This window comes from Roseovarius conchicola (assembly GCF_041403425.1).
Taxonomy (GTDB): domain Bacteria; phylum Pseudomonadota; class Alphaproteobacteria; order Rhodobacterales; family Rhodobacteraceae; genus Roseovarius; species Roseovarius conchicola.
Map to the genome: position 1 here is coordinate 210,921 of NZ_JBGEHK010000004.1, position 24,080 is coordinate 235,000.

The following is a 24,080-nucleotide window of genomic DNA, read 5'->3' on the forward strand; positions in this document are numbered from 1 at the left end:
AAAAAGCGGCCCACAAGGGGCCGCCCGTTTCGTCGAACTAACGCAGCGCGGTTAGTTCTGTGCGTAGAATTCGATGACGAGGTTCGGTTCCATCATCACCGGGTAAGGCACATCGCCCAGCGCCGGTGTGCGCACGAAGGTGGCGGTCATTTTGGAATGATCGGCATCGATGTAATCAGGAACATCACGCTCGGGCAGTTGAACGGCTTCCAGCAGGGCAGTCATTTGCTTGGAGCGATCGCGCACTTCGATCACGTCACCCTCTTTCACGCGGTAGGAGGGGATGTTGACCTTCTTGCCGTTCACACGGACATGGCCGTGGTTCACGAACTGGCGGGCCGCAAACACGGTGGCCACGAACTTGGCGCGGTACACGACAGCGTCCAGGCGGCGTTCCAACAGACCCACCAGGTTTTCACCGGTGTCGCCTTTGACCCGCTCGGCCTCGGCAAAGATGCGGCGGAACTGTTTCTCGGTCAGATCGCCGTAGTAGCCTTTCAGCTTCTGCTTGGCACGCAGCTGCAGACCGAAGTCTGACATCTTGCCCTTGCGGCGCTGGCCGTGCTGGCCGGGCGCGCTTTCGCGGCGATTGACGGGGGATTTCGGACGACCCCAGATGTTTTCACCCATCCGGCGGTCAATTTTGTACTTGGCAGACGTGCGTTTGGTCACGGCTGATCTCCTTCCTAGATGTGAAGGGCGTTGTCCTTTGGATTGCTCCCGACAGGCATCCCCTTGCGGGGGCCACCAACACCAATGAAGCCGCGCTTATACAAGCCCGTCAGCCAGTGTCAACCATGCGTGATGCGGCCCCGGTTCAGGCCGCTTCGTGCGTCAAAATGGCCGCCTCGGATCCGTTCAGATTGCGCCGTGCAAAACTGCCATAGGCGTGAGGTTCATATTCCAGCGCCGGCAGCAGATCGACCAACCGCTTGCGGTCATCTTCGGCAAGGGTGGACAGTGCCGTGCTGGCGGGATGAAAGCTTTCCGTTTCCACACCATTGGCCCATAAAATCTGATGCTGGGGCAACAGCATGTGGATATACGTGATCTCTCGCACCGCCAGATCGACCGTGATGGTCGAGTTGTTGATCAAATCCTTGGCTGAAACCAGCACTTCGGGCGTATTGAAAAGCGCCTGCGCAACGTCGCCCGAAACCAGCATCCTGTGTTCGGGGGAAACCAACAATTCCTCATCCGGACGCTCGACCCCCAAAGCACCCGCACGAATACGGATGGGCCGCAACTTGGGCATCGCAAACAGGCGCGCGCCGCTCATCCGCCGGCTTCCAAGCCATTGGATTTCCTGCGCGCCATTGTCCTTGGTCTGCACCCAGTCACCTTCACGCAGCTCTTCGACAAGGCGCGGGCCGTCAGGAGTTTCAATCCGCGTGCCCGGAGTAAAACAAATCACACCGCCCGTGTCAGGGCCGGTTGATCCACTGGCGTGACCCTGAAGCGTGTGGTGAACCACCCACATTTCCGTGCCACGCGGCGGAATTTCGTCGATAAAGATCAGCAAGGGCGGAGCACCTCCCCCAACTTCGATCAGGGTGACAGTATAGCTTTGTGCGCCATCCGTAACCACGAAGCCGCTATCCATCAGCGGTTCGTCAATCTCGACCTTGCTGAGATCCTTGGTGTTTGTCCGTGCCGCACCCACCAACCTGCGCACCATGCGCGCAGCGCGTTTGCGGCTGTTTTGTTCGCCGTCTGCATTCTCGAGTCGCAATAACTCACTTGGCCCGTCAACGCGCACAACTTCTCCGCGCCAGGACCACGCCGTGCCCACGTCCAAAGACTGGACCGGGGCGGCCTCTAAACCGTCCACTTCCGTCTGCGACCAGGAGATGACAAACGTGCCACGAAAGCCCGTTTTCATTGCCTGTATGCTGCCTCTTTATTCTTTTTATTACCGGAAGGTTAACAGCCGCGAATCACCGTGGGAAGCCCCCTGATTCGTTTTTCGCGAAAAATTCTCGAAACCGTCACGCCAGCCCCACATAAGGGACCTGCCAGCCGTTACTTTACAAAGGGTCCCGGCGGGGTTGTTGTCAGCGCCTCCGCACCATCGGGACCCAACAGAACGGTGTTGGACACAAAGTAATTGCCGCGCCCGGTTTCCGTGAACCAGGACATTAGGTGGCAGGTCATCCCCTCCTTGATTTCCAGGTCCGAGTCATGACGCAACCCGGTCACCCGTGGCCCTCCTGTCCAACTGGGCGGGAAGCCGATGCCCACCAGATACCCGCAGTGATGACGGCGATATTCGGGCATCCCGGCGGCATTCACCACCTCTTGCCATGCGTTGTAAGCATCCCGCGCCCGTATCCCCGGTTGCAAGGCAGCCATCACCGCTTCAAAGGCGATCTGGCTTAACTCGGCCATCTGCGCATCTTCGTCCGAGATATGGCCAATCGAAACCAATCGCCCCATGGGCGCGTTGTAGCGTGCGACACAACCCGCGACTTCCAGAAAGACAGCCTCACGATGTACGCCGTCGCCCCATGTTGTGTGTTCTTCCGCCATGCGCCAGGCAGGGCGCAGGAACGGACCGAAACCGGGCGGGCCACCCCCGGCGCGCGTCATCGCTGCCAGGCATTCGGCCGCCACATCCACCTCGCGAGCACCGTCGTGAATGGCATCAATCGCTGCTTGTGTGCCCGCATCCGCCGCCTTAGCGGCCGCCCGCATGAAGCCTTGTTCTTCCGGGGATTTAACGAGGCGCAACTTGTCCACCACCCCGGTGATGTCCTGCCAGGCGCCTGCTGAAATACCCTCGTTCAACTGCGACCCCATGGCATAGGCCAGACCAGACGACCCGGCCTCGATACCGATGGTCTTCCCCGTGGTGGCCCCGGAAAGCTGTGATATCACAACATCCGCTGCGCTCTCAGAATCGCTGTGTCCCACAAAAACGGCATTGCGCACCATGTTGCGGATCGCCACCTGCTCCATCTGACGCGTGACCAGTGTCAGGTCTCCCTCGGCAGGCACGATCAGGACATGCGGCGCGAAATAGCCCCAGTGATCCAACCCGATAAGGTAGAAGATGTTCTCAGGCGACGATAGAAGCGCGATATCCACACCTCGCTCTGACATTGCGGCCTGGGTTGCGGCCACGCGACGGGCAAGTTCCTGATCAGAAAAAGGGTTACTGTGCATGATGGGCGCTCCGTCCTTGGATGCGCAACGTTGGACGGGTCAGAATGGCCCCGCAAGAAAATAATGCGCAGCGTGCGCTACAACTCGCGCATCCAGAACTGCAACGGATGATTCGTTTCGCCACTCTGATCCCGGTCTTTCCACCGATAATGCGCAATCACACCATCCAAAGGCGCATAGCCCCGCTTGCGCCAGAACCCGTCCAGTGGCTGGTACCTTTCGGGACGCAACGGATGATCAGCGGGGCGCACGACACCACAAAACGCAGAATAGCGGCGGCCAAGGGCCCGGGCGTGCGCCTCGCGTTCGTCGAAAAAGGCATGGCCAATCCCCTGCCCCCGGTATTCGGGCAACAGCACGCTTTCCGCGCAGTAGAAGATATCACTCAGCGGGATGTTCTGACCGGCAAAAGCCGCGGCGAACTCACCCGCGTGCTCTTCCATGGGCGAGCCGGTCGACGCCCCCACCAACCGGTCACCATCAAACGCCCCCACCAGAATGGCGTTTTCGCTATCGCGATAAGTCTGAAGATAGCGCCGCTCGTATTCCACATCACCGTCATAGAGATAGGGAAAGACCCGGAACACCTCGATGCGCAGCTGCGCCAGATCGTCCAGCGCGTCTTCCAGCGCAGCCCCTGTCAGCCGCGCAACCCGGATCACGACACCTGCGCCGTCCAATCGGCAAGGTTGTAATAGGTCACCACGCGCGTGATCAGCCCGTCGCGCAGGGTAAAGAACGATCCCGCAGGCAGGCGGTAGCTCTGACCTCTCGCTTCGGGCAGGCCCGGATCAGTGTCCAGATAGGTGCCATTCACGATGTATTCCGCCGCCGCACGGGTGCCGTTTTCAGCCTCGAAAATCACCATATCGGTCAGGGTTTCGCGATAGCGCGCGTTCATATGCTCGCAAAAGGCGCGAAACTGCTCTTTGCCGGTGCGCACAATCCCTTCGTTGACGTGATGGGCCACATCCTCGGCCAGACACGCCAACATGGCATCTACATCCCCGGCATTGAACGCCTCAAAGTACTGTTTGACGGTGTCGTTCACAGATCGCTCCTCGGTTCGCCCCACTTGTCTTTGAGATGCGAGATAATCTGATCGCGGGTCTGCCGATACGCATCCAACTTGGCCTCGCGGGTCTCGCCCAGACCCGTTGGGTCCATGATCGGCCAATAGACCACGTCCAGATGAAAAACACGGGTCAGTTCCTGCGCGCGCCGCTGGCTGGCCGGGCTGAGCGCGACCACCAGATCGAACGAGCTGAGGTCATCGCCCCATTGCTCCATCTCGTCAAAGCTGCGGGTGCGGTGGCGTTCCAACTCGACCCCCATCTCGCGGCAGACCGCCACACTGAACCCGTCAATGTCGCGTTCGCTTTTGACCCCGGCGGATTGGACATAGGTGTCCGTGCCATAGAATTTCTTCATGATCCCTTCGGCAATCGGTGAGCGAGCCGAGTTGTGATCACAACAAAACAGCACCGATTGGGGAAGTTCAGATACCATATGGTTCAGGCCCCGAAATGCAGCACGCAAATCAGCGTGAACAGGCGCCGCGCCGTGTCATTGTCAATATCGGCCTTGCCGTCCAGCCGCTCTTCAAGGATGCGCGCGCCCTCGTTGTGAATGCCGCGCCGGGCCATATCAATCGTCTCGATCTGGCTGGGGGGCATGTTCTTGACCGCATCGAAATAGCTTTCGCAAATCGCCCAGTAATCCTTGACCACCTGGCGGAACGGCGACAGCGACAGATGAAATTCTGCAGCCGGCTCTTCGGCCTCGGTGCGGATATCAAACACCAGCCGCTTTTCGCGGATTGACAGGCCCACTCGGTAAGGACCCTCGGGCATTACGCGGTCATCCCGTTGGGGCAGCGCAAACGTATTGTCCTCGATCAAATCAAACATGGCGACTTTGCGCTCTTGCTCGATCTCGGGCGTGGGGGGCGGCAGGTTGGCGTCATCCAACGCGATATGGCAGATGCGGGTCATCTTGAAGTCTTTCGCACGAAAATCTGACAAATGCCTAGCGCAGCCGCGAAGGCGGGGCAATGCGGCATCCGCTCTTCACGGCTAGAGCGAGGCGTTCCGGCCACGGCGTTCAGTCGTTCAGGTGTTTCAGACGCGCGGTGACAGACAATCCATGCGCCTCAAGACTTTCAGATCGCGCCAAGGTTTCGGCCGCCGGGCCAATGGCGCGCAGGGCGGCCGGTGTCATCAGCGCGAGAGTGGTGCGCTTGATGAAATCCATCACGCTCAGGCCCGAAGAAAACCGCGCCGAGCGGGCCGTGGGCAGCACATGGTTGGGCCCGCCGACATAATCGCCAATGGCCTCGGGCGTCCATGCGCCAAGAAAAATCGCCCCGGCATGGGTGATCTTTCGGGAATAAGCGTCCGGATCGGCCACACAAAGCTCAAGATGTTCAGGGGCAACACGGTTTGACAGCTCTGCTGCAACGCTCAGATCAGGCACCGTGATGATTGCGCCGTAATCGCGCCAGCTGGCCCCGGCAATCGCACGTCGCTCCAGTGTTTCGAGGAATTTGCTGACCGAGGCATCAACGGCCCGCGCCAGTTCGGCGCTGTCCGTGACTAGGATCGACTGGGCGCTTTCGTCATGTTCCGCCTGGCTCAGCAGGTCCAGCGCCAGCCAGTCCGGGTTGTTATCCCCATCCGCGATCACCAGGATTTCCGACGGCCCGGCGATCATATCAATGCCCACCTTGCCGAACACCCGGCGTTTGGCCGCCGCCACAAAAGCATTGCCCGGCCCGGTGATCTTATCAACGGGCGCAATGGTTTCCGTGCCGTAAGCCAGCGCGGCAATCGCCTGCGCCCCACCGATACGATAGACCTCATCCACGCCCGACAGGCGCGCGGCCAGCAAGACCAGCGGATTGGCCTGCCCATCCGGCGTGGGCACGGTGATGGCCAACCGTTCGACCCCTGCTACCTTGGCCGGGATCGCATTCATCAGCACCGAGGACGGGTAGGATGCCAAGCCACCCGGCACGTACAGCCCGGCAGCCGAGACCGGCGTCCAGCGCCAACCGAGCATTGCGCCGCTCTCATCCTCCCAAGCCTCATCGGCCGGCATTTGCCGCGCGTGATAAGCACGGATACGCTCGGCAGCCAGTTCCAGTGCAGCGCGTTCCGCCTCGGGCACATTGGCGATATGGGCGTCAATCTCGGCCTCGGAAAAGCGGATCGTGTCGGGCGTCAGGGTCAACCGGTCGAACTTTTCGGTCAGTTCGATCACAGCTGCATCGCCACGCGCGCGCACATTGGCGATGATGTCCGCCACGGCGGCATCCACATCCGGCGATTCCTCGCGCTTGGCCCCGAGAAGGGCGGCAAACTGGGATTCAAACTCGGGATCAGCGGCGTTCAGATAGATCGGCATTGGCGTTCCTTATCGGCGTTCAGCGACTCAAATCTTGTGATCAGGGGTTTTGCCCGACGCAGCCCGATAGGGCCGCGTGACATCGCGCAACGTCACTTCAAGCGCCTCGACCTCGAGGCGGATCGCGCCATCCCCCGCGAGGGTCAACAAGACATGGCCCGCGCCATCATCACCCGGTTCAAACGTGACGCTGAGCAGCGACAGGATCATGTCCGGGTCAGACCGGTCGATCCCCTGGCTGGCCACTTTCAGCACGTTATCGATGGCCAGAACCGATCTCACCCGCTCGGGACCATGGCGCGCCTGTCCTTCATCTTCCCAGCGAAACCGATTGAGCAGGAGCGCAAAACGATGATCCACCGCGCGCCAGGTCATTTCGGTGATCGGAAACACCGCGTCCTGCCCCAGCGATGAAATCACCTTGAGGTCTTCACCATCCATCGCGCCCAGGTTCAGCGGTGCCTCGCGCCCGTCTTCAAATGTTGCATCCCTGCTCATACGCCCTGCACCCGTTCGATTTTCGCGCCCAGATCGCCCAGCTTTTGTTCGACGCGCTCATACCCGCGATCCAAATGATAGACACGGTTCACAATCGTTTCGCCCTCGGCCGCAAGGCCCGCAAGGATCAAAGATACGGAGGCCCGCAGGTCGGTGGCCATCACCGGCGCGCCCTTAAGGCGTTCCACACCTGTCACCGTGGCATGACCACCATGCACCTCGATCTGCGCACCCATCCGCATCAATTCAGGGGCATGCATAAAGCGGTTCTCAAAGATCTTCTCTTCCAGAACGCTGGTGCCCTCGGCGGTGCACATCAGCGCCATCATCTGCGCCTGCAGGTCGGTGGGAAAGCCGGGGAATGGCTCGGTCGTGACATCGACCGCCTTCACGCGGCCATTGGTGCGGGTGACTTTCAGACCGTTCTTGGTCTCGCTCACGCTGATCCCCGCAGCGTCCAGTTTCTCGCAAAACGCACCAACAAGATCGATCCGCCCGCCAAGGCACTCCACCTCGCCCCCGCAAATCGCCGGGGCCAGCATATAGGTGCCCAACTCGATCCGGTCGGTGACAACCTGGTGGGTGGCCCCGTGCAACCGATCCACACCCTGAATGGTGATCTCAGGAGTGCCATCCCCTTCGATCTGCGCGCCCATCGCCCGCAGGCAATCCGCCAGATCAACGATCTCAGGCTCGCGTGCGGCGTTTTTCAGAACCGTGGTGCCCTTGGCCAAAGTCGCGGCCATCAGCACGTTTTCAGTCGCGCCCACGGACGCAAACCGCATCTCGTGCACCGCCCCTTTCAGTCCGCCCTTGGCCACGGCGTGCAGATAGCCGTCTTTCAATTCGATCTCAGCACCTAGCGCCTCGAGCGCCTCGATGTGCAAATCCATCGGCCGCGCGCCAATCGCACAGCCACCCGGCAGCGAAACCACCGCATGGCCCAGTCGTGCCAGCATCGGCCCCAGCACAAGGTTCGAGGCGCGCATTTTGCGCACGATGTCATAATCGGCGACGTGGTTGTTCACATCATGGCTCGACATGGCAAGAACCTGCCCGTCCTGCATCGAGGTGACCTCGGCGCCCAACGACTGCAACAGCTCGGTCATGGTCTTGATATCTGACAAGCGCGGCGCGTTGGTCAGGGTCAGCGGCTCTTCACTCAGCAACGTGGCCGGCATCAGCGTCAGACCCGCGTTCTTGGCCCCCGCAATCGGGATCTGGCCATTCAGGGGGCCATTGCCCGTGACGATAATCGAATCCATCTGCTCTACCTTTTACCTTTATTATCCAGCGGCTTATCCTCGGCGCGGGCGCGGGCCTGTGCCTTGCGCCGTCCCATATTGGCCTTCAACGCAGCCTTCAGCCTGTCTTCGCGCGTCTCGCCCGTTTTCGGGGCCGGTTTGCCGGGTTTTGGTTTTGTCATGGCCCCTCTCTATCGCAGGTGTCAAAAAGGGTCCAGTTACCCCTTGCACCAAAGCGCATAAGGGTCTAATCAGCGCGCCACGGTTCGCTGTTGTAGCTCAGTGGTAGAGCGCGTCATTGGTAATGACGAGGTCGGGAGTTCAATCCTCCCCAACAGCACCAGATTCTCCAACAATTGTTCGGCGTCACTGTCTGATGGTGAGTTATCTGTCAGCTACGCTTCTGGGTGTGATGCCGATCGCCAAAACTGGACATCCACCATTCCGCCCCGCATCTAGCCTATATAAAAGCTTGCCCATCCAAGTGGTTGAGGCACCATATTTTTTGTAGACGTCTTCAGTCCCAACGCCGCCGTCTTTCTTCAGAACTTTTCCCAAACTCCTGAAAAAATGATTGTCCAGACTAGATCCTCTCGTCAAAATAACACCAACATCAATCGCCCCGGCATCATAGAATGCTGCAAAGGCGTACAAATCCCGGTCATAAGTTTGGTCTTTGCTATTCCACTCGAGGTCCAGCGCCACTTTGCCTTTGACGAAATCAATTCGATGGCCGTCTAGAAAACCCTCACGAGTATATTGGTGTAGAATGCGATTCTTCTGCTTTGCGTGTACCAATTTGACATGCAGATCAGCGGATATGCGGGTTTCCTCCCATTCATCGTCAAACAAAGTGTCTACGTATGAAGCGATCTCACTTTTGCTACCACCCGGAGAGCGGATCATCGTTTTGGTGATTTCAAAACGACGCAGAGCTTCTATCAACTGATTGAACTGAAGCGGAAAACTCGACTTGAGAATTCCAGCAGCATTGCGATAGCTAAACAGCTCAAAACGCTCTCTAATATCTTCGGGAAAAATAGTTTCAAGAACTATGGCCGCATCGGCCACATCCCCTGACGATGTATCATCATCTGTCATAACTATTCGGCGGCAACGCCGGAATTGTACTTGTATGTGTCCCAAGTAGGTTTGTAATCGTCGTCAGCCTGATTTCCCCAAACCGTCCAGTTCTTGCGAACACCACGGCCAAACAACTCGAGATAAGGTCCCCAACTGCATGACTCGATAATGTCGTATTGCTCATCAGGTTTGCGTGAATGTTCGCGTTTTCGAGTGCTGAACAGGTTCACCTGGCGACGACCTGGTGCAAGAGTTCGAGCATTTTTTCCTCTAACACCGAACAACACAACTTCGGTGACATTGCGAAAGTAGAACCCAACACCGCGCCCATCGGAGCCGCCATCCTTACGTACTTTGTGCCATATGATGTTGGACTTGTATTGGAACCCCCAAGACGAGAGGACTTGCAAGCCATCAGGCAACAGTGCGTTAGGCACCCAGAGATAGCAATGTGCCTTATCCTCAAGATGCTCAGCAACTGGGAGACTACAAATGTCTTCAAGTGTCATGGTCGGATAGCGTGAGAGGCGTTTGTGTTCTGGCGCAACCTTACCAGTGCGATTGGTAAAGCGCCAAGGCGGGTCAGCCATGACTGTAGCAAACTTTTGGCCCTCCAAAAACTTACGTAGTTCATCCGGCGCTTCATGTGACATTAGATTCTCTTTCAGGAGTTACTACTGTATATAGAACAAATGCGGGCCAAATTATCAATATTTAGTTAAGCTCATACATCCAACTCCTCCACGAACCGCGCGTTCTCTTGAATGTACTGGAACCGCAGCTCGGGCTTTTTCCCCATCAAACGCTCCACCAGATCGCCGGTTTCGCCCGGTTCGTCCTCGTCAATCGTCACGCGGATCAGTTTGCGGGATTTCGGGTCCATCGTGGTTTCTTTCAAATCCTTGGCGTCCATCTCGCCCAGGCCTTTGAACCGCTGCACATCGATCTTGCCTTTGCCGCCCAAGCCCTTTTCCATCAGCGCGTTTTTCTCGGCATCCGTGGCGACGTACACCCGCTTGGCCCCTTGGGTCAGGCGGTAGAGCGGCGGGCAGGCCAGATAGAGATGCCCGGCGTCAATCAGAGGGCGCATCTGGGTGAAGAAGAACGTCATCAGAAGCGAAGCGATATGCGCGCCGTCCACATCCGCGTCGGTCATGATGATGATCTTTTCATAGCGCAGATCGTCGATATTGAACCGCGTGCCGATGCCACAGCCCAGCGTTTCGCAGAGGTCCGAAATCTCGGCATTGCTGCCCAGCTTGGAACTCGCCGCCCCCAGCACGTTGAGGATTTTGCCCTTGAGCGGCAACAAAGCCTGCGTCCTACGATCCCGCGCGCCCTTGCCGGACCCACCGGCGCTATCGCCCTCTACGATGAACAGCTCGGTGCCAGCGCGATCTTTCGAGGAACAATCAGTCAGCTTGCCGGGCAGGCGCAGCTTCTTGGTGGCACTTTTACGTGCGGTCTCTTTTTCCTGCCGACGGCGCAGGCGTTCTTCGGCGCGCAGGACAAGGAAATCAAGGATCGCCCCGGCCGATTTGGTATCGGCGGCCAGCCAATTGTCGAAATGGTCGCGCACGGCTCCTTCGGTCATTTTCTGCGCCGCTTCGGTCGACAAACGGTCCTTGGTCTGGCCCACGAAAGCCGGGTCGCGAATGAAACAGCTGACCAAGGCGCAACCGCCCGACATCAGGTCGTCGCGGGTGATTTGCGCCGCCTTTTTGTTGTTGATCAACTCGCCATACGCCTTGATCCCCTTCAGGATCGCCGCCCAGAAGCCCGCCACATGGGTGCCGCCCTCGGGCGTGGGCACGGTGTTACAATAGCTTTGCAGAAACCCATCGCGCGACGGGGTCCAGTTGATCGCCCATTCCACCTTGCCCGGTTCGCCGAACTTCTCCTGAAAATCGACCGTGCCGGAAAAGGCCACATCGGCATAGGTCGACGCCGAGCCCAGCGTTTCGGTCAGGTAATCAGACAGCCCGCCGGGGAAGTGAAAGGTCGCTTCGCGCGGGGTTTCGCCATCGTCAATCGCCGATTTCCAGCGGATTTCGACGCCCGAGAACAGGTAAGCCTTGGAGCGAATGGATTTGAACAATCTCGCGGGTTTGAACCGGTGATGGCCAAAAATCTCTTCATCCGCATGGAAGGTCACCGTGGTGCCGCGCCGGTTGGGGGCTGCGCCGATCTCGGCCAGCGGGCCCAGAGGCAGACCACGCGAAAACCGTTGTTCATACAGCTTCTTGTCACGCGCGACCTGCACCACCATGGAATCGCTTAGCGCATTGACCACCGAGGCCCCTACCCCGTGCAAACCACCCGAGGTCTGATAGGCCTTGCCGGAGAACTTGCCGCCTGCGTGCAGCGTGCACAGGATCACCTCAAGCGCGGATTTGTCGGGAAACTTGGGATGCGGATCAATCGGGATACCCCGACCATTGTCGCGCACGGTCAGGGCGTAATCCTCATGCAATTCCACCTCGATCCGCGTGGCGTGGCCCGCCACCGCCTCGTCCATCGAGTTGTCCAGCACCTCGGCCACCATGTGGTGTAGCGCGCGCTCATCCGTGCCGCCGATATACATGCCCGGGCGTTTGCGGACTGGTTCCAGCCCCTCAAGCACCTCGATCGAGGAGGCATCGTATTCCGCGCTGTCCTGGGTGGCGTCCAAAAGATCGTTCATACCGCTGCTCTTTTTTTGTTGGTTCCGCGCAGTATGCCAGCACCGTCGCGATGGGAAAAGACCAAAGCGCGTGCATTCCCCCCTCGCCTCGGGAAAAATCCCCTGTTACGGTTCGCCTTATGCGCGCGATCCTACTCCTGTCTCTGCTGTTTCTGGCGGCCTGTGGCCGCCCTTTGACCGTGTCCGAGGCACGGTTTGCTCAGTCCATCCACGGATCGGAACTTGACATCGGGCGGGTCAGGTTCGTGCAGGGGGCGCTGGTTGGATCGATCACCTATCAGCGGGAAAAGCGCCCACGCCTGGCCTGTCGCGAGCGGATTTTCCCGGAACCCAAGGAAGAGATGGTGACAGTCGGGCCTGCGGCCATCGCACTTTACAACAAGGTGTTTTACACGCAGCCCTATTACCTCAAGGATTTCATGGCGAATTACCCCGAAGAGATGAACCTGTTCGCCGCGATGATCTTTGCCCATGAGATCACGCATGTCTGGCAGTGGCAAAACCGGAAAAAGACAGGCTTTACACCGTGGCGGGCGGGGCGCGAGCATACCCGCAGTGACGATCCTTATCTTTTTGATATATCAACCGATAACGATTTTCTGGACTACGGTTACGAGCAACAGGCAGGGATCGTCGAGGAGTATGTCTGCTGTGCTGCGCTTGACCCGAAGGCCACCCGCACGGCCCGTCTGAAAGAGATGCTGAGCGGGGCGTTTCCGATGGGCGATCTGGTGATACCGGAGAAGGTGCACCTGCCCTGGCCCGAGGCCGAAACCCGGGGGATCTGTCGCTAAGGGGTACCGCACGGTTCAGGTCACGATACCGCGCGCGCTCTGAAACGTTCTTGTTCCAAGCGGGTACTGATCCCTAAATACCTCCGAGATCGGGGGCATCATGTTCATCATCGAAAATCAGCTTATCCTGTTGATCGCGTTTTTTGCATCCGGTTGCCTTGGCACCGCCTTTTTGCTGCGCAAACCGGCGGGGCATCGTGGCTGGTTGGTTGCAGACCTGGTCTGGGTCGTGCTGGGCGGATTTGGCGCGCTGGTGGCGGTCCTGGCGGGCACATACAAGGCCGACAGCAGCCAGATTGACCGCCAGATCGACGTGGCCTTTGCCGCAACCGCCTCGTTTGATCGCGATGCCGCGCGATTCCGGCTGCGCTATTGCGAAACCCCTGCCGGGGATGCGGTGGCTGTATTATGTGACAAGGCAGATTTCCTTTCAGCCTCAACCGCCGAAAACAGCGATCTGCCACTCTTTATTGCCATCACGGATCAGGTCAGCCCCTTGCAAAGCCTAAGCTTTTTTGGATCACGCGATAAAGGCCCTGCCATGACAGAGACGATGGAAACGGCCAATCAGTTCGATCCGGATCAGTTGCTGATCTTCGCTACGCTGGATGACGCAACGACCGCCGCGCTGACCGATATTCAGAGCGCCGACCCCACGCTTGCCGCAGATTTCCGTATCCTCGCCTCCAGCTACGACACCCTGATCGAGCAGGTCAGCACCCTGAAAGAAGAGTGGGATTACCTGCAGCAGAATGCCTATATCCTGCTGATCCAGATCATCGCAATTTGCCTGGTCAGTTTCGCCGCCCCGTTCAGGCTGGGCAAATCAGTGGTAGAACTGATCAGCCGCTAGCCAAAGCGTTATTCCTGGATGCTTTCGAGATAGGCCAGCAGCGCCGCAAGAGGCCGGGGTGTGGGCGTCAACACGCCATCCCCCACATCAATCGGCACGGTATCGCCTTCCAGCAACAGGCCGAATTCCGGCATCGTCTGGCCCGGCAACCCGGTACGGTCATAACCATCAATCACCGAAAGCACCCGTGCGCGGGGGAAGACCCCATCAACCGACAAAGCCGTCAGATCAGCCGGAGCGGGGCGCATCCCCACGGACCACGGGCCATCGCCCGTGCCCGACGTCCCGTGGCATTGAACGCAATTCTGTGCAAACAGGCGCTCGCCTTCGGGTGCTTCGGGCATCGACACTTGCGTGCAGGCCGTTGCCACAACAAGAACTCCAACACATCCCCAAAACCGCATGTCGCCTCCCAAACTGTACAGAATTGTCAGTTGCACCCTTTGGTACCCGCAGGCAAAATCTGCGTCAATGAAAGGACGTGCCATGCGACATTTCGGCGAGATTTACGAGATAGCAGCAGACCGCAAAGGCGGAGCGAAGGCTGTGGAGGCCCTGTTGGAGCGCCCTAAATCCGCGGCGGAGTTGGCAAAAATACCCGAGGATCGCTGGCTTTCCACGATGACGCGCTGCATTTTTCAGGCTGGCTTCAGCTGGAAAGTGATCGAGGCGAAATGGGACGGGTTTGAAGACGCCTTTGAGAGGTTCGATATCGGCCGATGTGCGTTCATGGATGACGAGAAATTCGATGCGCTGATGCGCAACACCGCGATTGTGCGCAATCCGATCAAGATCGCCACAGTCCGTGACAACGCCGCCTTCCTGCTGGAGCTGCGCCACGAGGGTGGGGTTGGCAAAGTGTTGGGCGAATGGCCGTCTCAGGATTTCATCGGCCTTCTGAACCTGCTGAAAAAGCGTGGATCGCATCTGGGCGGCAATTCGGCGCAATATGCCATGCGGTTCATGGGACGTGACAGCTTTATGCTGAGCCCGGATGTCACGGCCCGGTTGATCGCCGAACGGGTGATCGACAAGCCTGCGACCTCCAAAACAGCGCTAAGGGCCGTGCAGGCGGCATTCAACACCTGGATGGAGCAGTCCGATCGCTCTCTGACGGAAATCAGCCGGGTTCTGGCACTGTCGGTCTGAGCTGGCTTCAGGCCAGCTTACCCGCCAGTGCATCGTCGATCAGCTGCACGGTTTCCGTCACCCCGTATAGCGCAATGAAACCGCCAAACCGCGGACCCTGACTGGCGCCCAACAGCACCTCGTAAAGCGCCTTGAACCAATCGCGCAACGGGTCGAACCGGTCGCGACCGACGGCATAGACGATCGATTGCAGTGCCTCGTCATCTGCCGGGCCATCATACGCGGCCAACTCGACACGCAGGGCCTCAAGCGCCTCGCGCTCTGCGTCGCTGGGTGCGCGATATTGCTTCTGCGGTGCCACAAAGTCTTCGTAATACTTCACCGCGAACCCGGCCGCCGCGTCCATATCCGGATTGGTTTCGGGGCTGGCCTCCGGCGCATAACGCTGGATGAATCCCCAAAGCGTCTCCTTGTCATGGGCATGGCTGACTGAGGCAAGGTTCAGCAGCATCGAGAAGGGTACCACCATCCGACTTTCGGGCACATCGCCGCCATGGATATGCCAGACCGGATTGTTCAGCTGCTGTTTGATGTCCTGCCCCGGGAAGGCGCGCAACTGCTGGTGATACTCATCCACGGCCTTGGGGATCACGTCAAAATGCATCCGCTTGGCGGTTTTGGGCTTTTGATACATGAAGTAAGACAGGCTTTCGGTGGCCGCGTAGGTCAGCCATTCGTCGATGCTGACGCCATTGCCCGAAGTCTTGGAAATCTTCTGGCCGTTCTCATCCAGAAACAGTTCATAGGTAAAATGCTCGGGCGGGCGGTGGCCCAAGACCCGGCAGATGCCGTCATAGATCGGCGTGTTGGTGGAATGGTCCTTGCCATACATCTCAAAATCCACACCCAGCGCGGCCCAGCGCGCGCCGAAATCCGGCTTCCATTGCAGCTTTACGTTGCCGCCGGTCACCGGCAGGGTCCATTCCTTGCCGTCCTCATCGTCAAAGGTGATGGTGCCATCCTTGGCGTTCACCTCTTTCATCGGGACATACATCACCCGCCCCGTTTCAGGATGCATCGGCAGAAAAATCGAATAGGTCTGGCGCCGCTCGTCGCGCAGCGACTTCAGCATGATTTTCATGATATCGTCATATCGCTCAGCCGCGCGCAGAAGCACCTCGTCAAAGCGACCGGAATTGTAGAATTCGGTGGCTGAAATGAACTCGTACTCGAACCCGAACGTATCAAGGAACCGACGCAGCATGGCGTTGTTGTGATGCCCAAAGCTCTCATGCGTGCCGAACGGATCAGGCACCGAGGTCAGCGGCATCTGCAGGTAAGGCTCCAGTTGGGCAGGATCCGGCACGTTACCGGGCACCTTACGCATGCCATCCAGATCGTCGGAGAAACAGATCAGCTTGGTTGGAATATCGCTGATCACCTCGAAGGCGCGCATCACCATGGTGGTACGTGCGACTTCGCCGAACGTCCCGATATGGGGCAGCCCGCTGGGCCCGTATCCGGTTTCAAACAGCACATAGCCCTTCTCGGGCGCACCCTTCTCATAGCGTTTGAGCACGCGGCGCGCTTCTTCAAAAGGCCAGGCTTTCGATTGCATTGCAGCGTCGCGGGTCGCAGACATGGGATCACTCCGGATTGACGGCCTCTTGCGGGGATCGCAAGACAGCACGCCGCTTCCTATTGCCGAGGGCGCGTACAGTCAATATTCTGCACTGCAACACGCCTTGAAAGGACGCATTATGAGTGAGCAGATTCCCCACCCTCTCAGCCCGCAGGATTGCCTTGTGGCGGTCATGATCGCGGTTTCGGCCTCGGATGAAGATATCCGCACGGCCGAACTGGTGAAAATCCAATCTGCGGTGAACAACCTGCCTATTTTCGGTGCCTATGATCTGGACCGGATGCATATCATGGCGCAAACCGTATTTGACCTGTTCAGCGTCGAGGAGGGGCTGGATGCGTTGTTCGGCCTGGTGCGCGACAACCTGCCCGAGCATCTTTACGAAACAGCCTATGCGCTGGCCTGTGATGTGGCCGCCGCTGATGGCACCCTGCAAGAGACCGAGCTGCGCCTGCTGGAAGAAATCCGCTATGAGCTGAACATCGACCGCCTGCACGCCGCCGCCATCGAACGCGGGGCCCGCGCGCGGCATCTGAGCGCCTGATTTCTTGTCATTTCCCGTTCCCTTCTCAGCGTATTTCGCGTTTAAATAACGCGGATCAACATCAGGAGGGCATGACATGCGCTGCGTCTTTGTGAATATCCGGTGCAAGCCGGGCAGTTCGTACCGCGTCGCCGAGGCGATTGCGCTGCGTGAAGTGCATTCCGAGCTTTACTCGACCAGCGGGCCATTTGATCTTCTGCTCAAGCTCTACATCCCCGAAACAGAGGATGTGGGCCATTTTATCAATGAGAACCTTCTGGATATCGACGGGATTGAGCGCACGGAAACTACACTGACCTTCAAGGCGTTCTGAGACTTTATAGGGAGAGAAACGAGATGAACCTTAAGACATGGATCACAGCGGCCGGGATCGCCGTGTTGGCCAGCACCGCAATGGCGGGCAGTCATGGCACGGATGTCAAAGTCGGCATGATCACCACGCTATCGGGCGGGGGCGCGGGCCTTGGCATTGACGTGCGCGATGGCTTTCTGCTGGCCGCCAAGATGGCGGGCAATGACCATCTGAAAATCGTAGTCGAAGATGATCAGCGCAAGCCTGACATCGCCGTGCAACTGGCCGACAAGATGATCCAGTCGGAAAAGGTGGACGTGCTGACCGGCATCATCTGGTCGAACCTCGCCATGGCAGTGGTACCTTCGGCCACGGCACAGGGCAAGTTCTACCTCTCACCCAATGCCGGCCCATCGGCACTGGCCGGTAAGGGCTGTAATCCCAATTACTTCAACGTGGCCTGGCAGAATGACAACCTGCACGAAGCGGCAGGTGGCTATGCCAACACCGCTGGCTTTAAGAACACCTTTATCCTTGCCCCCAATTATCCGGCGGGTCAGGACGCACTGACCGGCTACAAACGCACCTATGAGGGTGCGTTGGCGGGTGAGATTTTCACCAAGCTGGGCCAAAAAGACTATGCCAGCGAGATCGCACAGATTCGAGCCAGCGGGGCGGACAGCGTGTTCTTCTTCCTGCCCGGCGGCATGGGCATTTCCTTCCTCAAGCAATATGCCGATAGCGGTCTGGACCTGCCAGTTGTCGGACCCGCGTTCAGCTTTGATCAGGGCATCCTGCAAGCGGTGGGTGACGCCGCGATGGGCGTGAAAAACACCAGCCAGTGGAACAAGGATATCGACAACGCCGCCAACGCCGCCTTTGTCGAGGCGTTCCAGGCCGAGTATGGTCGCTTGCCCTCGCTTTATGCCAGCCAAGGGTATGACACGGCCAACCTGCTGCTCTCGGCCATGGCCAAGGCAGATATCAAAGACGCCGATGCCTTCCGCGCAGCTCTGAAAGAAGCGGATTTTGACAGCGTGCGCGGTGATTTTTCCTTCTCGGACAACCATCACCCGGTGCAGGACATCTATGTGCGTGAAGTGATCAAGGAAGGCGACGTTTACACCAACAAGATCGTGGGTGTCGCGCTTGAAGATCATTCCAACGTCTATGTGGGTGACTGCAAGATGTAAGAGTTTGGGGATGGGCACCATCGTGATGCCCGTCCCCACCGGAGACGCCATTTCGTGACATTGCTACTTCTCATCGAACAGGTCCTCAACGGGCTTCAGTTCGGGGTCATGTTGTTTCTCATGGCCGCCGGGCTGACGCTGGTTTTTGGCGTTATGGGCCTGATCAACCTGGCGCATGGATCGCTTTACATGGTCGGGGCCTTTGCGGCGGCAGCTGTGGCCGGGGCGACCGGATCTTTCGCATTGGCCTTGATGGCTGCACTGGCGGCAGCGGCGGCGGCAGGGGCAATCGTGGAACTGGTGGTGATCCGACGGCTATATGACCGGGACCATCTGGATCAGGTGCTGGCGACCTTTGCACTGATCCTGATCTTTTCCGAAGGGACGCGGTATTTCTTCGGCTCCTTCCCGCTGTTCCTCGATATCCCGGACTACCTGTCGGGGCCGGTCACCCTGCCCGGCGGGATCGAATACCCCAAATACCGGCTGACACTGATCGTCACTGGCCTTGCCATCGCCGCAGGGCTGTTCTGGTTAATCTCACGCACACGCCTTGGCATCCGCATCCGCGCAGGCGAGTCGGATCGCGAGATGATCGCGGCCCTCGGCGTCGACATCTCAAAGCTCTACACCGTGGTTTTTGCCCTTGGTGCGGCCCTCGCCGGGCTGGCGGGCGCGCTTGTGGGGGCACTGCAATCGGTGCAGGTCGGTATGGGCGAGCCGGTTCTGATCCTGGCCTTCGTGGTGATCGTGATCGGCGGGATCGGCTCGATCAAGGGCGCTCTGGTCGGCGCGTTGATGGTGGGGCTGACAGACACGCTGGGCGGTATCCTTCTGCCCGCCCTGTTCCGGCTTTTCATGGACAATTCCGCAGCACAATCAACCGGTTCGGCGCTGGCCTCGATGCTGATCTATATCCTGATGGCCGTGGTCTTGGTCTGGCGTCCTCAGGGCCTGTTCGGAGCGCGCGCATGAGCCGCGAGAAAATCCTGAACGCCGCCCTTCTGGCCGGTCTGCTGGCGATCCCGCTCTGGGCCTGGGCCACGGATGAGCCGTTTACGATCACGCTGGCCACCCGCGTGGCCATCCTCGCGCTGGCTGGTGTTGGCCTCAATATCGCGCTTGGGCTTGGCGGGCTGGTCAGCCTGGGCCATGCCGCGTTCTTCGGGATCGGCGGCTATGCCATGGGCATTCTGGCCAGTCACGCCCAGAGTTACACGCCGATGATGGAATGGCCTTTCGTGATCGAGGGGACGAATGTGATGCCGGTGATCTGGATCGCCGCTTTGCTGGCCTCTTCATTGGCTGCGTTGGTCATCGGCGCATTGTCTTTGCGCACCTCGGGCGTCTATTTCATCATGATCACGCTGGCTTTTGGTCAGATGTTTTATTTCTTCTCGATCAGCTGGCCTGCCTATGGCGGCGAAGACGGATTGTCGATCTATGTGCGCAACGGGTTTCCGGGACTCAACACGCTGGACCCGATCCAGTTTTTCGCGATCTGTTTTGCCTTGCTGGCGGCGGCCCTCTGGCTGAATGCCCGGTTGGCGCAATCCGGTTTCGGGCTGGCTCTGAACGCGGCCCGACAAACCCCACAACGCGTTGAAACCATTGGTCTAAGCCCGTTTCGATTGCGCCTCACGGCTTTCATCATTTCAGGGGCCATCACCGGGTTGGCAGGCGCCCTTTTTGCCGATCTCAACCGGTTCGTCAGCCCCACGATGTTCAGCTGGCAGACCAGCGGCGAGATCATGATCTTTATCATTCTTGGCGGTGTCGGGCGGCTGTTTGGGCCTGTGGCCGGAGCCGCCTTGTTCATCACGTTGGAGCATTTTCTGGGTGGTCTTTCCGAGTTCTGGCACATCTATCTGGGTCTGCTCTTGCTACTCGTGGTGTTGTTTGCCCGCGGCGGATTGATCGGGCTGATCGCCGGACGGCAGGTGGCGCATGAGTGACACGATCCTGTCCACCAGCGGGTTGACCAAGCGGTTCGGTGCGGTCACGGCCTGCGACGCCGTCAGCCTTGATCTGCGCCCGGGCGAAATCCATGCCGTCATCGGACCCAATGGGGCGGGCAAATCCACCCTGATTGCGCAGATCTGTGGCGGTTTGACGCCCGATACGGGGCGGGTCGATCTGCTGGGGCGTGACGTAACCACGTTCAGCACACAAGCCCGCGCACAAATGGGACTGGCCCGCACCTTCCAGATTTCGGCACTGGCGATGGAAGACACGGTTTTGCAGAATGTTCTGCTGGGCGCACTGGGCGCACGCGGCAACGCATTCCGCTTTTTCAAGCCCGCCCTCGCCGATCAGGACCTGCGCGAGGCCGCCGAGGCGGCGCTGATCCGCGTCGGAATGATGGACCTGGCCAGCACCCGAACCGCAGAGCTGTCACACGGCCAACGCCGCCAACTGGAGGTGGCTGTGGCGCTCACGCTCAACCCGAAAGCCTTCGTGATGGACGAACCCATGGCGGGCATGGGCAGCGAAGGATCTCGGCAATTAACCGCATTTCTGGACGGGTTGCGCGACGAGGCCCCGATCCTGCTGGTCGAACACGACATGGATGCGGTGTTTGCGCTCGCCGACCGCCTGAGCGTGCTGGTCTATGGCAAGGTCATCGCAACCGGCACGGTCGAGGAGATACGGGCCAACCGTGATGTACGCGACGCCTATCTGGGGGATGGCGCATGACCCTGCTCAACGCCCAAAACCTTGCGGTGTCCTACGGGGCCAGTCAGGCGTTGTTTGATGTCTCGCTGACGCTGGAAGCAGGTGAAGTTCTCGCGCTGATGGGGCGCAACGGGATGGGTAAGACCACCACGGTCAAAGCCATCTGCCGGATGCTGCCCTTGAAGTGGGGATCGCTGGGTTTTGATGGTCAGGACATCGCGCGCCTGCCATCGCACAAGGCCGCGCGGCTGGGGATTGGACTGGTCCCCGAAGGGCGACGGTGTTTTCCAAATCTGACGGTATTTGAGAACCTGACAGCCGCCGCGCGAACCGGACACTGGGATTTCTCACGGATCAGCGGGCTGTTCCCGCGCTTGGCCGAGCGGCGGGATCAGATGGCCGCGACCCTGTCAGGAGGTGAGCAGCAAATGCTGGTAATCGCCCGGGCGCTGATGACCAATCCGCGCCTGTTGATCCTGGACGAGGCAACCGAAGGGCTTGCTCCATTGGTCCGACAGGAGATTTGGGCAGCCATCGCCACCCTGAAACGCGAGACCGGGCTGGCGATCCTCTTGGTGGATAAATCCTTGCCCGAACTGGCCCGTGTCGCCGACAGGGCGGTGATCTTGCAACGGGGCAGCGGCGTTTGGTCGGGGGCCTTTGAAGACCTGAACGAAGAGGTTACGCGACGCTACATCGGCGTTTGATCACCGTTCTGAATCTCTGGTCACTGCAGAAAATCCAACCTAGAGTCTGCGTTCATGACGGAACTGTTGATCATCTATCACACCCGAACCGGGGGCAGTCGGCAAATGGCCGAAGCCGCCGCAGATGCGGCCGGCGACGAGGCAACGGCAACGTTGTTACCGGCTGCCGAGGCCGGGCCAGACGACCTGTTACGCGCCGATGGCTATATCTTTTGCGCCCCGGAGAACTTGGCGGCGATATCAGGCGTGATGAAGGACTTCTTTGACCGCTGCTATTACCCGGTGCTGGGCAAAATCGAGGGGCGTCCCTATGCCCAGATGGTCTGTGCGGGGTCAGACGGGGAAAACGCCCTGCGCCAGATTGCGCGGATTGCCACCGGGTGGCGATTGAAAGAGGTGCAGGCACCAATCATCGTCTGCACCCATGCACAAACCCAGGAACAGATCCTAGCACCGAAGGAAATTGGCGAAGCAGAATTGGAAAAGTGCCGGGAAATAGGCGCAGCTCTGGCCGCTGGGCTGAGTATGGGCGTATTCTGACATAAATTCGGGCAAGAGGGTGTGATATAAAAAAAACCGCCCCTAAGGGCGGCTGTTTTTTGGTTGCGGGAGTAGGATTTGAACCTACGACCTTCAGGTTATGAGCCTGACGAGCTACCGGGCTGCTCCATCCCGCGCCAAAATCGCCCCAAAGTCGGTTGAGTTATGGGGCGCATCGAAAGAGAGATACATCTCGAGGATTTTACTAGGTTTGGCAGTGACCTACTCTCCCACGTCTTAAGACGCAGTACCATCGGCGCTAAGGCACTTAACGGCCGGGTTCGGGATGGGACCGGGTGTTTTGCTCTTGCTATGACCACCAAACCAAGAAAAATCCTCGAATTCCAAGTCAAACACGCATGTTTGTGTATGCTTTCGATCGTAGAAGTCTGGCTTCTACTGGATCAAATCAAGCCTATCGGACAATTAGTACCGGTCAACTGAACGCATTGCTGCGCTTACATCTCCGGCCTATCGACGTGGTGGTCTACCACGGTCCTCAGGGATACCTTGTTTTGAGGGGGGCTTCCCGCTTAGATGCCTTCAGCGGTTATCCTGTCCGATCATAGCTACCCAGCACTGCCGTTGGCACGACAACTGGTCCACCAGTGGATCGTTCACCCCGGTCCTCTCGTACTAGGGGCAACTCCTCTCAAGTATCCTACACCCACGGCAGATAGGGACCGAACTGTCTCACGACGTTCTAAACCCAGCTCACGTACCTCTTTAAACGGCGAACAGCCGTACCCTTGGGACCTGCTCCAGCCCCAGGATGAGATGAGCCGACATCGAGGTGCCAAACACTGCCGTCGATATGGACTCTTGGGCAGTATCAGCCTGTTATCCCCGGCGTACCTTTTATCCGTTGAGCGATGGCCCTTCCACTCGGGACCACCGGATCACTATGGCCGTCTTTCGACTCTGCTCGACTTGTCAGTCTCGCAGTCAGGCTGGCTTCTGCCATTGCACTCAACGAGCGATTTCCGACCGCTCTGAGCCAACCTTCGCGCGCCTCCGTTACGCTTTAGGAGGCGACCGCCCCAGTCAAACTACCCACCACGCAGGGTCCCGGACCCGGATAACGGGCCGCGGTTAGACATCAAGAATGCAAAGGGTGGTATCTCAAGGGAGGCTCCACCGAAACTGGCGTTCCGGTTTCAAAGCCCACCACCTATCCTGCACATTGCAGTCCTGATGCCAGTGCGAAGCTGTAGTAAAGGTGCACGGGGTCTTTCCGTCTAACCGCGGGAAGCCTGCATCTTGACAGGCAATTCAATTTCGCTGAGTCTATGTTGGAGACAGCGGGGAAGTCGTTACGCCATTCGTGCAGGTCGGAACTTACCCGACAAGGAATTTCGCTACCTTAGGACCGTTATAGTTACGGCCGCCGTTTACCTGGGCTTCAATTCAAGGCTCTCACCTCTCCTTTTAACCTTCAGGCACCGGGCAGGCGTCAGACCCTATACGTCGTCTTGCGACTTCGCAGAGCCCTGTGTTTTTAGTAAACAGTCGCCACCCCCTGGTTTGTGCCCCCAGCCCCTAGTTGCCTAGGAACCGGGCCTCCTTCTCGCGAACTTACGGAGGTATTTTGCCGAGTTCCTTCAACATAGTTCTCTCAAGCGCCTTGGTATTCTCTACCAGTCCACCTGTGTTGGTTTAGGGTACGATCTGA

The 24,080-nt window shown here is 58.8% G+C and carries 27 protein-coding genes, 2 tRNA genes and 2 rRNA genes (1 of these 31 only partly in view); 12 read left to right on the plus strand and 19 right to left on the minus strand.

The features are described 5' to 3' along the window. Positions 1-51: 51 nt before the first annotated feature. The 11 genes from rpsD to V6N02_RS13120 all read right to left on the minus strand — a co-directional run bounded on the left by rpsD (position 52) and on the right by V6N02_RS13120 (position 8,494). The gene (gene rpsD / locus V6N02_RS13070) at positions 52-672 is read right to left on the minus strand and encodes a 30S ribosomal protein S4 (RefSeq protein WP_371226046.1); all 621 of its coding nucleotides are present in this window, start codon (positions 670-672) and stop codon (positions 52-54) included. 145 nt (positions 673-817) lie between these two features. Continuing rightward, entirely contained in the window at positions 818-1,882 is a 1,065-nt protein-coding gene (locus V6N02_RS13075) for a Hint domain-containing protein (protein WP_371226047.1), read from the minus strand. Positions 1,883-2,022: 140 nt separating this feature from the next. Further along, the gene (locus tag V6N02_RS13080) at positions 2,023-3,165 is read right to left on the minus strand and encodes a M24 family metallopeptidase (RefSeq protein ID WP_371226048.1); all 1,143 of its coding nucleotides are present in this window, start codon (positions 3,163-3,165) and stop codon (positions 2,023-2,025) included. Between the two features lie 77 nt (positions 3,166-3,242). Continuing rightward, on the minus strand, positions 3,243-3,827 hold the full coding sequence (locus tag V6N02_RS13085; protein WP_371226049.1) for a GNAT family N-acetyltransferase: 585 nt from the start codon (positions 3,825-3,827) through the stop codon (positions 3,243-3,245). Further along, positions 3,824-4,216 (minus strand): ketosteroid isomerase-related protein, encoded by a 393-nt coding sequence (locus tag V6N02_RS13090; protein ID WP_371226050.1) that lies wholly within the window; start codon positions 4,214-4,216, stop codon positions 3,824-3,826. The genes V6N02_RS13085 and V6N02_RS13090 overlap by 4 nt, the downstream gene beginning before the upstream one ends. Beyond that, positions 4,213-4,674 carry an arsenate-mycothiol transferase ArsC gene (locus V6N02_RS13095; RefSeq protein WP_371226051.1) on the minus strand — a complete coding sequence of 154 codons (462 nt, stop codon included), beginning with the start codon at positions 4,672-4,674 and terminating at the stop codon, positions 4,213-4,215. Before V6N02_RS13095 ends, V6N02_RS13090 begins: the two co-directional genes overlap by 4 nt. A gap of 5 nt (positions 4,675-4,679) precedes the next feature. After that, entirely contained in the window at positions 4,680-5,159 is a 480-nt protein-coding gene (locus V6N02_RS13100) for a UPF0262 family protein (protein ID WP_371226052.1), read from the minus strand. 109 nt (positions 5,160-5,268) lie between these two features. Further along, a complete protein-coding gene (gene hisD, locus V6N02_RS13105; protein WP_371226053.1) occupies positions 5,269-6,570 on the minus strand; it encodes a histidinol dehydrogenase in 1,302 nt (433 codons plus the stop codon). A 27-nt stretch (positions 6,571-6,597) separates the two neighbouring features. Further along, positions 6,598-7,068, minus strand: a complete 471-nt coding sequence (locus V6N02_RS13110; protein ID WP_371226054.1) for a DUF2948 family protein — start codon at positions 7,066-7,068, stop codon at positions 6,598-6,600. After that, a complete protein-coding gene (gene murA / locus V6N02_RS13115; RefSeq protein WP_371226055.1) occupies positions 7,065-8,333 on the minus strand; it encodes a UDP-N-acetylglucosamine 1-carboxyvinyltransferase in 1,269 nt (422 codons plus the stop codon). The genes V6N02_RS13110 and murA overlap by 4 nt, the downstream gene beginning before the upstream one ends. A 5-nt stretch (positions 8,334-8,338) precedes the next feature. Further along, positions 8,339-8,494 carry a hypothetical protein gene (locus tag V6N02_RS13120; protein WP_371226056.1) on the minus strand — a complete coding sequence of 52 codons (156 nt, stop codon included), beginning with the start codon at positions 8,492-8,494 and terminating at the stop codon, positions 8,339-8,341. Between the two features lie 86 nt (positions 8,495-8,580). On the opposite strand from V6N02_RS13120, the gene V6N02_RS13125 reads away from it, so the two are divergent. Further along, a tRNA-Thr gene (locus V6N02_RS13125) sits at positions 8,581-8,655 on the plus strand. A 41-nt stretch (positions 8,656-8,696) separates the two neighbouring features. Here V6N02_RS13125 and V6N02_RS13130 read toward each other — a convergent pair. The 3 genes from V6N02_RS13130 to parE all read right to left on the minus strand — a co-directional run bounded on the left by V6N02_RS13130 (position 8,697) and on the right by parE (position 12,078). Continuing rightward, a complete protein-coding gene (locus V6N02_RS13130) occupies positions 8,697-9,413 on the minus strand; it encodes a BglII/BstYI family type II restriction endonuclease (protein ID WP_371226057.1) in 717 nt (238 codons plus the stop codon). Between the two features lie 2 nt (positions 9,414-9,415). Further along, positions 9,416-10,048 (minus strand): MT-A70 family methyltransferase, encoded by a 633-nt coding sequence (locus tag V6N02_RS13135; protein ID WP_371226058.1) that lies wholly within the window; start codon positions 10,046-10,048, stop codon positions 9,416-9,418. A gap of 71 nt (positions 10,049-10,119) precedes the next feature. Next, positions 10,120-12,078: a DNA topoisomerase IV subunit B gene (gene parE / locus V6N02_RS13140; RefSeq protein WP_371226059.1), complete on the minus strand. Its 1,959-nt coding sequence runs from the start codon at positions 12,076-12,078 to the stop codon at positions 10,120-10,122. A 119-nt stretch (positions 12,079-12,197) separates the two neighbouring features. Here parE and V6N02_RS13145 point away from each other — a divergent pair, with 119 nt between their 5' ends. Both V6N02_RS13145 and V6N02_RS13150 read left to right on the plus strand, forming a co-directional pair. Next, positions 12,198-12,872, plus strand: a complete 675-nt coding sequence (locus V6N02_RS13145) for a hypothetical protein (RefSeq protein ID WP_371226060.1) — start codon at positions 12,198-12,200, stop codon at positions 12,870-12,872. 97 nt (positions 12,873-12,969) lie between these two features. Next, positions 12,970-13,725, plus strand: coding sequence for a hypothetical protein (locus V6N02_RS13150; protein WP_371226367.1), 756 nt, complete (start codon positions 12,970-12,972; stop codon positions 13,723-13,725). A gap of 8 nt (positions 13,726-13,733) precedes the next feature. Here the strand turns inward: V6N02_RS13150 and V6N02_RS13155 are convergent, their stop codons facing one another. Next, positions 13,734-14,129, minus strand: coding sequence for a c-type cytochrome (locus V6N02_RS13155; protein ID WP_371226061.1), 396 nt, complete (start codon positions 14,127-14,129; stop codon positions 13,734-13,736). Between the two features lie 82 nt (positions 14,130-14,211). On the opposite strand from V6N02_RS13155, the gene V6N02_RS13160 reads away from it, so the two are divergent. Beyond that, the gene (locus V6N02_RS13160) at positions 14,212-14,874 is read left to right on the plus strand and encodes a DNA-3-methyladenine glycosylase I (RefSeq protein WP_371226369.1); all 663 of its coding nucleotides are present in this window, start codon (positions 14,212-14,214) and stop codon (positions 14,872-14,874) included. Between the two features lie 7 nt (positions 14,875-14,881). On the opposite strand, the gene V6N02_RS13165 is transcribed toward V6N02_RS13160, so the two are convergent. Next, the gene (locus V6N02_RS13165) at positions 14,882-16,456 is read right to left on the minus strand and encodes a lysine--tRNA ligase (protein WP_371226062.1); all 1,575 of its coding nucleotides are present in this window, start codon (positions 16,454-16,456) and stop codon (positions 14,882-14,884) included. 118 nt (positions 16,457-16,574) lie between these two features. Here V6N02_RS13165 and V6N02_RS13170 point away from each other — a divergent pair, with 118 nt between their 5' ends. From V6N02_RS13170 to V6N02_RS13205, 8 genes are all read left to right on the plus strand, one after another. Beyond that, entirely contained in the window at positions 16,575-17,000 is a 426-nt protein-coding gene (locus tag V6N02_RS13170; protein WP_371226063.1) for a tellurite resistance TerB family protein, read from the plus strand. 76 nt (positions 17,001-17,076) lie between these two features. Continuing rightward, positions 17,077-17,313, plus strand: a complete 237-nt coding sequence (locus V6N02_RS13175) for an Lrp/AsnC ligand binding domain-containing protein (RefSeq protein WP_371226064.1) — start codon at positions 17,077-17,079, stop codon at positions 17,311-17,313. A 23-nt stretch (positions 17,314-17,336) separates the two neighbouring features. Further along, on the plus strand, positions 17,337-18,485 hold the full coding sequence (locus V6N02_RS13180; RefSeq protein WP_371226065.1) for an ABC transporter substrate-binding protein: 1,149 nt from the start codon (positions 17,337-17,339) through the stop codon (positions 18,483-18,485). Positions 18,486-18,539: 54 nt separating this feature from the next. Continuing rightward, positions 18,540-19,460 carry a branched-chain amino acid ABC transporter permease gene (locus V6N02_RS13185; RefSeq protein ID WP_371226066.1) on the plus strand — a complete coding sequence of 307 codons (921 nt, stop codon included), beginning with the start codon at positions 18,540-18,542 and terminating at the stop codon, positions 19,458-19,460. Continuing rightward, the gene (locus tag V6N02_RS13190; protein ID WP_371226067.1) at positions 19,457-20,440 is read left to right on the plus strand and encodes a branched-chain amino acid ABC transporter permease; all 984 of its coding nucleotides are present in this window, start codon (positions 19,457-19,459) and stop codon (positions 20,438-20,440) included. Before V6N02_RS13185 ends, V6N02_RS13190 begins: the two co-directional genes overlap by 4 nt. After that, complete coding sequence (locus V6N02_RS13195; RefSeq protein ID WP_371226068.1) at positions 20,433-21,182, plus strand: ABC transporter ATP-binding protein; 750 nt, start codon at positions 20,433-20,435, stop codon at positions 21,180-21,182. Before V6N02_RS13190 ends, V6N02_RS13195 begins: the two co-directional genes overlap by 8 nt. Continuing rightward, on the plus strand, positions 21,179-21,868 hold the full coding sequence (locus V6N02_RS13200; protein ID WP_371226069.1) for an ABC transporter ATP-binding protein: 690 nt from the start codon (positions 21,179-21,181) through the stop codon (positions 21,866-21,868). Before V6N02_RS13195 ends, V6N02_RS13200 begins: the two co-directional genes overlap by 4 nt. 54 nt (positions 21,869-21,922) lie before the next feature. Continuing rightward, positions 21,923-22,408, plus strand: coding sequence for a flavodoxin family protein (locus V6N02_RS13205; RefSeq protein ID WP_371226070.1), 486 nt, complete (start codon positions 21,923-21,925; stop codon positions 22,406-22,408). A 60-nt stretch (positions 22,409-22,468) separates the two neighbouring features. Here the strand turns inward: V6N02_RS13205 and V6N02_RS13210 are convergent. The 3 genes from V6N02_RS13210 to V6N02_RS13220 form a co-directional block, all read right to left on the minus strand. Further along, positions 22,469-22,545, minus strand: a tRNA-Met gene (locus V6N02_RS13210). Positions 22,546-22,617: 72 nt separating this feature from the next. Continuing rightward, positions 22,618-22,732, minus strand: a 5S ribosomal RNA gene (gene rrf, locus V6N02_RS13215). An 81-nt stretch (positions 22,733-22,813) separates the two neighbouring features. Next, positions 22,814-24,080 (minus strand): 23S ribosomal RNA (locus V6N02_RS13220) (it continues 2,172 nt past the right edge of the window).

What these genes read in the sequence shown, in the direction of transcription:
- V6N02_RS13075 (WP_371226047.1), bottom strand. Translation starts at nt 1,882, where the DNA reads ATGAAAACGGGCTTTCGTGGCACGTTTGTCATCTCCTGGTCGCAGACG.
- V6N02_RS13080 (WP_371226048.1), bottom strand. Translation starts at nt 3,165, where the DNA reads ATGCACAGTAACCCTTTTTCTGATCAGGAACTTGCCCGTCGCGTGGCC.
- V6N02_RS13095 (WP_371226051.1), bottom strand. Translation starts at nt 4,674, where the DNA reads ATGGTATCTGAACTTCCCCAATCGGTGCTGTTTTGTTGTGATCACAAC.
- V6N02_RS13100 (WP_371226052.1), bottom strand. Translation starts at nt 5,159, where the DNA reads ATGACCCGCATCTGCCATATCGCGTTGGATGACGCCAACCTGCCGCCC.
- hisD (WP_371226053.1), bottom strand. Translation starts at nt 6,570, where the DNA reads ATGCCGATCTATCTGAACGCCGCTGATCCCGAGTTTGAATCCCAGTTT.
- V6N02_RS13110 (WP_371226054.1), bottom strand. Translation starts at nt 7,068, where the DNA reads ATGAGCAGGGATGCAACATTTGAAGACGGGCGCGAGGCACCGCTGAAC.
- murA (WP_371226055.1), bottom strand. Translation starts at nt 8,333, where the DNA reads ATGGATTCGATTATCGTCACGGGCAATGGCCCCCTGAATGGCCAGATC.
- V6N02_RS13120 (WP_371226056.1), bottom strand. Translation starts at nt 8,494, where the DNA reads ATGACAAAACCAAAACCCGGCAAACCGGCCCCGAAAACGGGCGAGACG.
- V6N02_RS13130 (WP_371226057.1), bottom strand. Translation starts at nt 9,413, where the DNA reads ATGACAGATGATGATACATCGTCAGGGGATGTGGCCGATGCGGCCATA.
- V6N02_RS13135 (WP_371226058.1), bottom strand. Translation starts at nt 10,048, where the DNA reads ATGTCACATGAAGCGCCGGATGAACTACGTAAGTTTTTGGAGGGCCAA.
- parE (WP_371226059.1), bottom strand. Translation starts at nt 12,078, where the DNA reads ATGAACGATCTTTTGGACGCCACCCAGGACAGCGCGGAATACGATGCC.
- V6N02_RS13145 (WP_371226060.1), top strand. Translation starts at nt 12,198, where the DNA reads ATGCGCGCGATCCTACTCCTGTCTCTGCTGTTTCTGGCGGCCTGTGGC.
- V6N02_RS13155 (WP_371226061.1), bottom strand. Translation starts at nt 14,129, where the DNA reads ATGCGGTTTTGGGGATGTGTTGGAGTTCTTGTTGTGGCAACGGCCTGC.
- V6N02_RS13160 (WP_371226369.1), top strand. Translation starts at nt 14,212, where the DNA reads ATGCGACATTTCGGCGAGATTTACGAGATAGCAGCAGACCGCAAAGGC.
- V6N02_RS13165 (WP_371226062.1), bottom strand. Translation starts at nt 16,456, where the DNA reads ATGTCTGCGACCCGCGACGCTGCAATGCAATCGAAAGCCTGGCCTTTT.
- V6N02_RS13170 (WP_371226063.1), top strand. Translation starts at nt 16,575, where the DNA reads ATGAGTGAGCAGATTCCCCACCCTCTCAGCCCGCAGGATTGCCTTGTG.
- V6N02_RS13175 (WP_371226064.1), top strand. Translation starts at nt 17,077, where the DNA reads ATGCGCTGCGTCTTTGTGAATATCCGGTGCAAGCCGGGCAGTTCGTAC.
- V6N02_RS13180 (WP_371226065.1), top strand. Translation starts at nt 17,337, where the DNA reads ATGAACCTTAAGACATGGATCACAGCGGCCGGGATCGCCGTGTTGGCC.
- V6N02_RS13190 (WP_371226067.1), top strand. Translation starts at nt 19,457, where the DNA reads ATGAGCCGCGAGAAAATCCTGAACGCCGCCCTTCTGGCCGGTCTGCTG.
- V6N02_RS13195 (WP_371226068.1), top strand. Translation starts at nt 20,433, where the DNA reads ATGAGTGACACGATCCTGTCCACCAGCGGGTTGACCAAGCGGTTCGGT.
- V6N02_RS13200 (WP_371226069.1), top strand. Translation starts at nt 21,179, where the DNA reads ATGACCCTGCTCAACGCCCAAAACCTTGCGGTGTCCTACGGGGCCAGT.
- V6N02_RS13205 (WP_371226070.1), top strand. Translation starts at nt 21,923, where the DNA reads ATGACGGAACTGTTGATCATCTATCACACCCGAACCGGGGGCAGTCGG.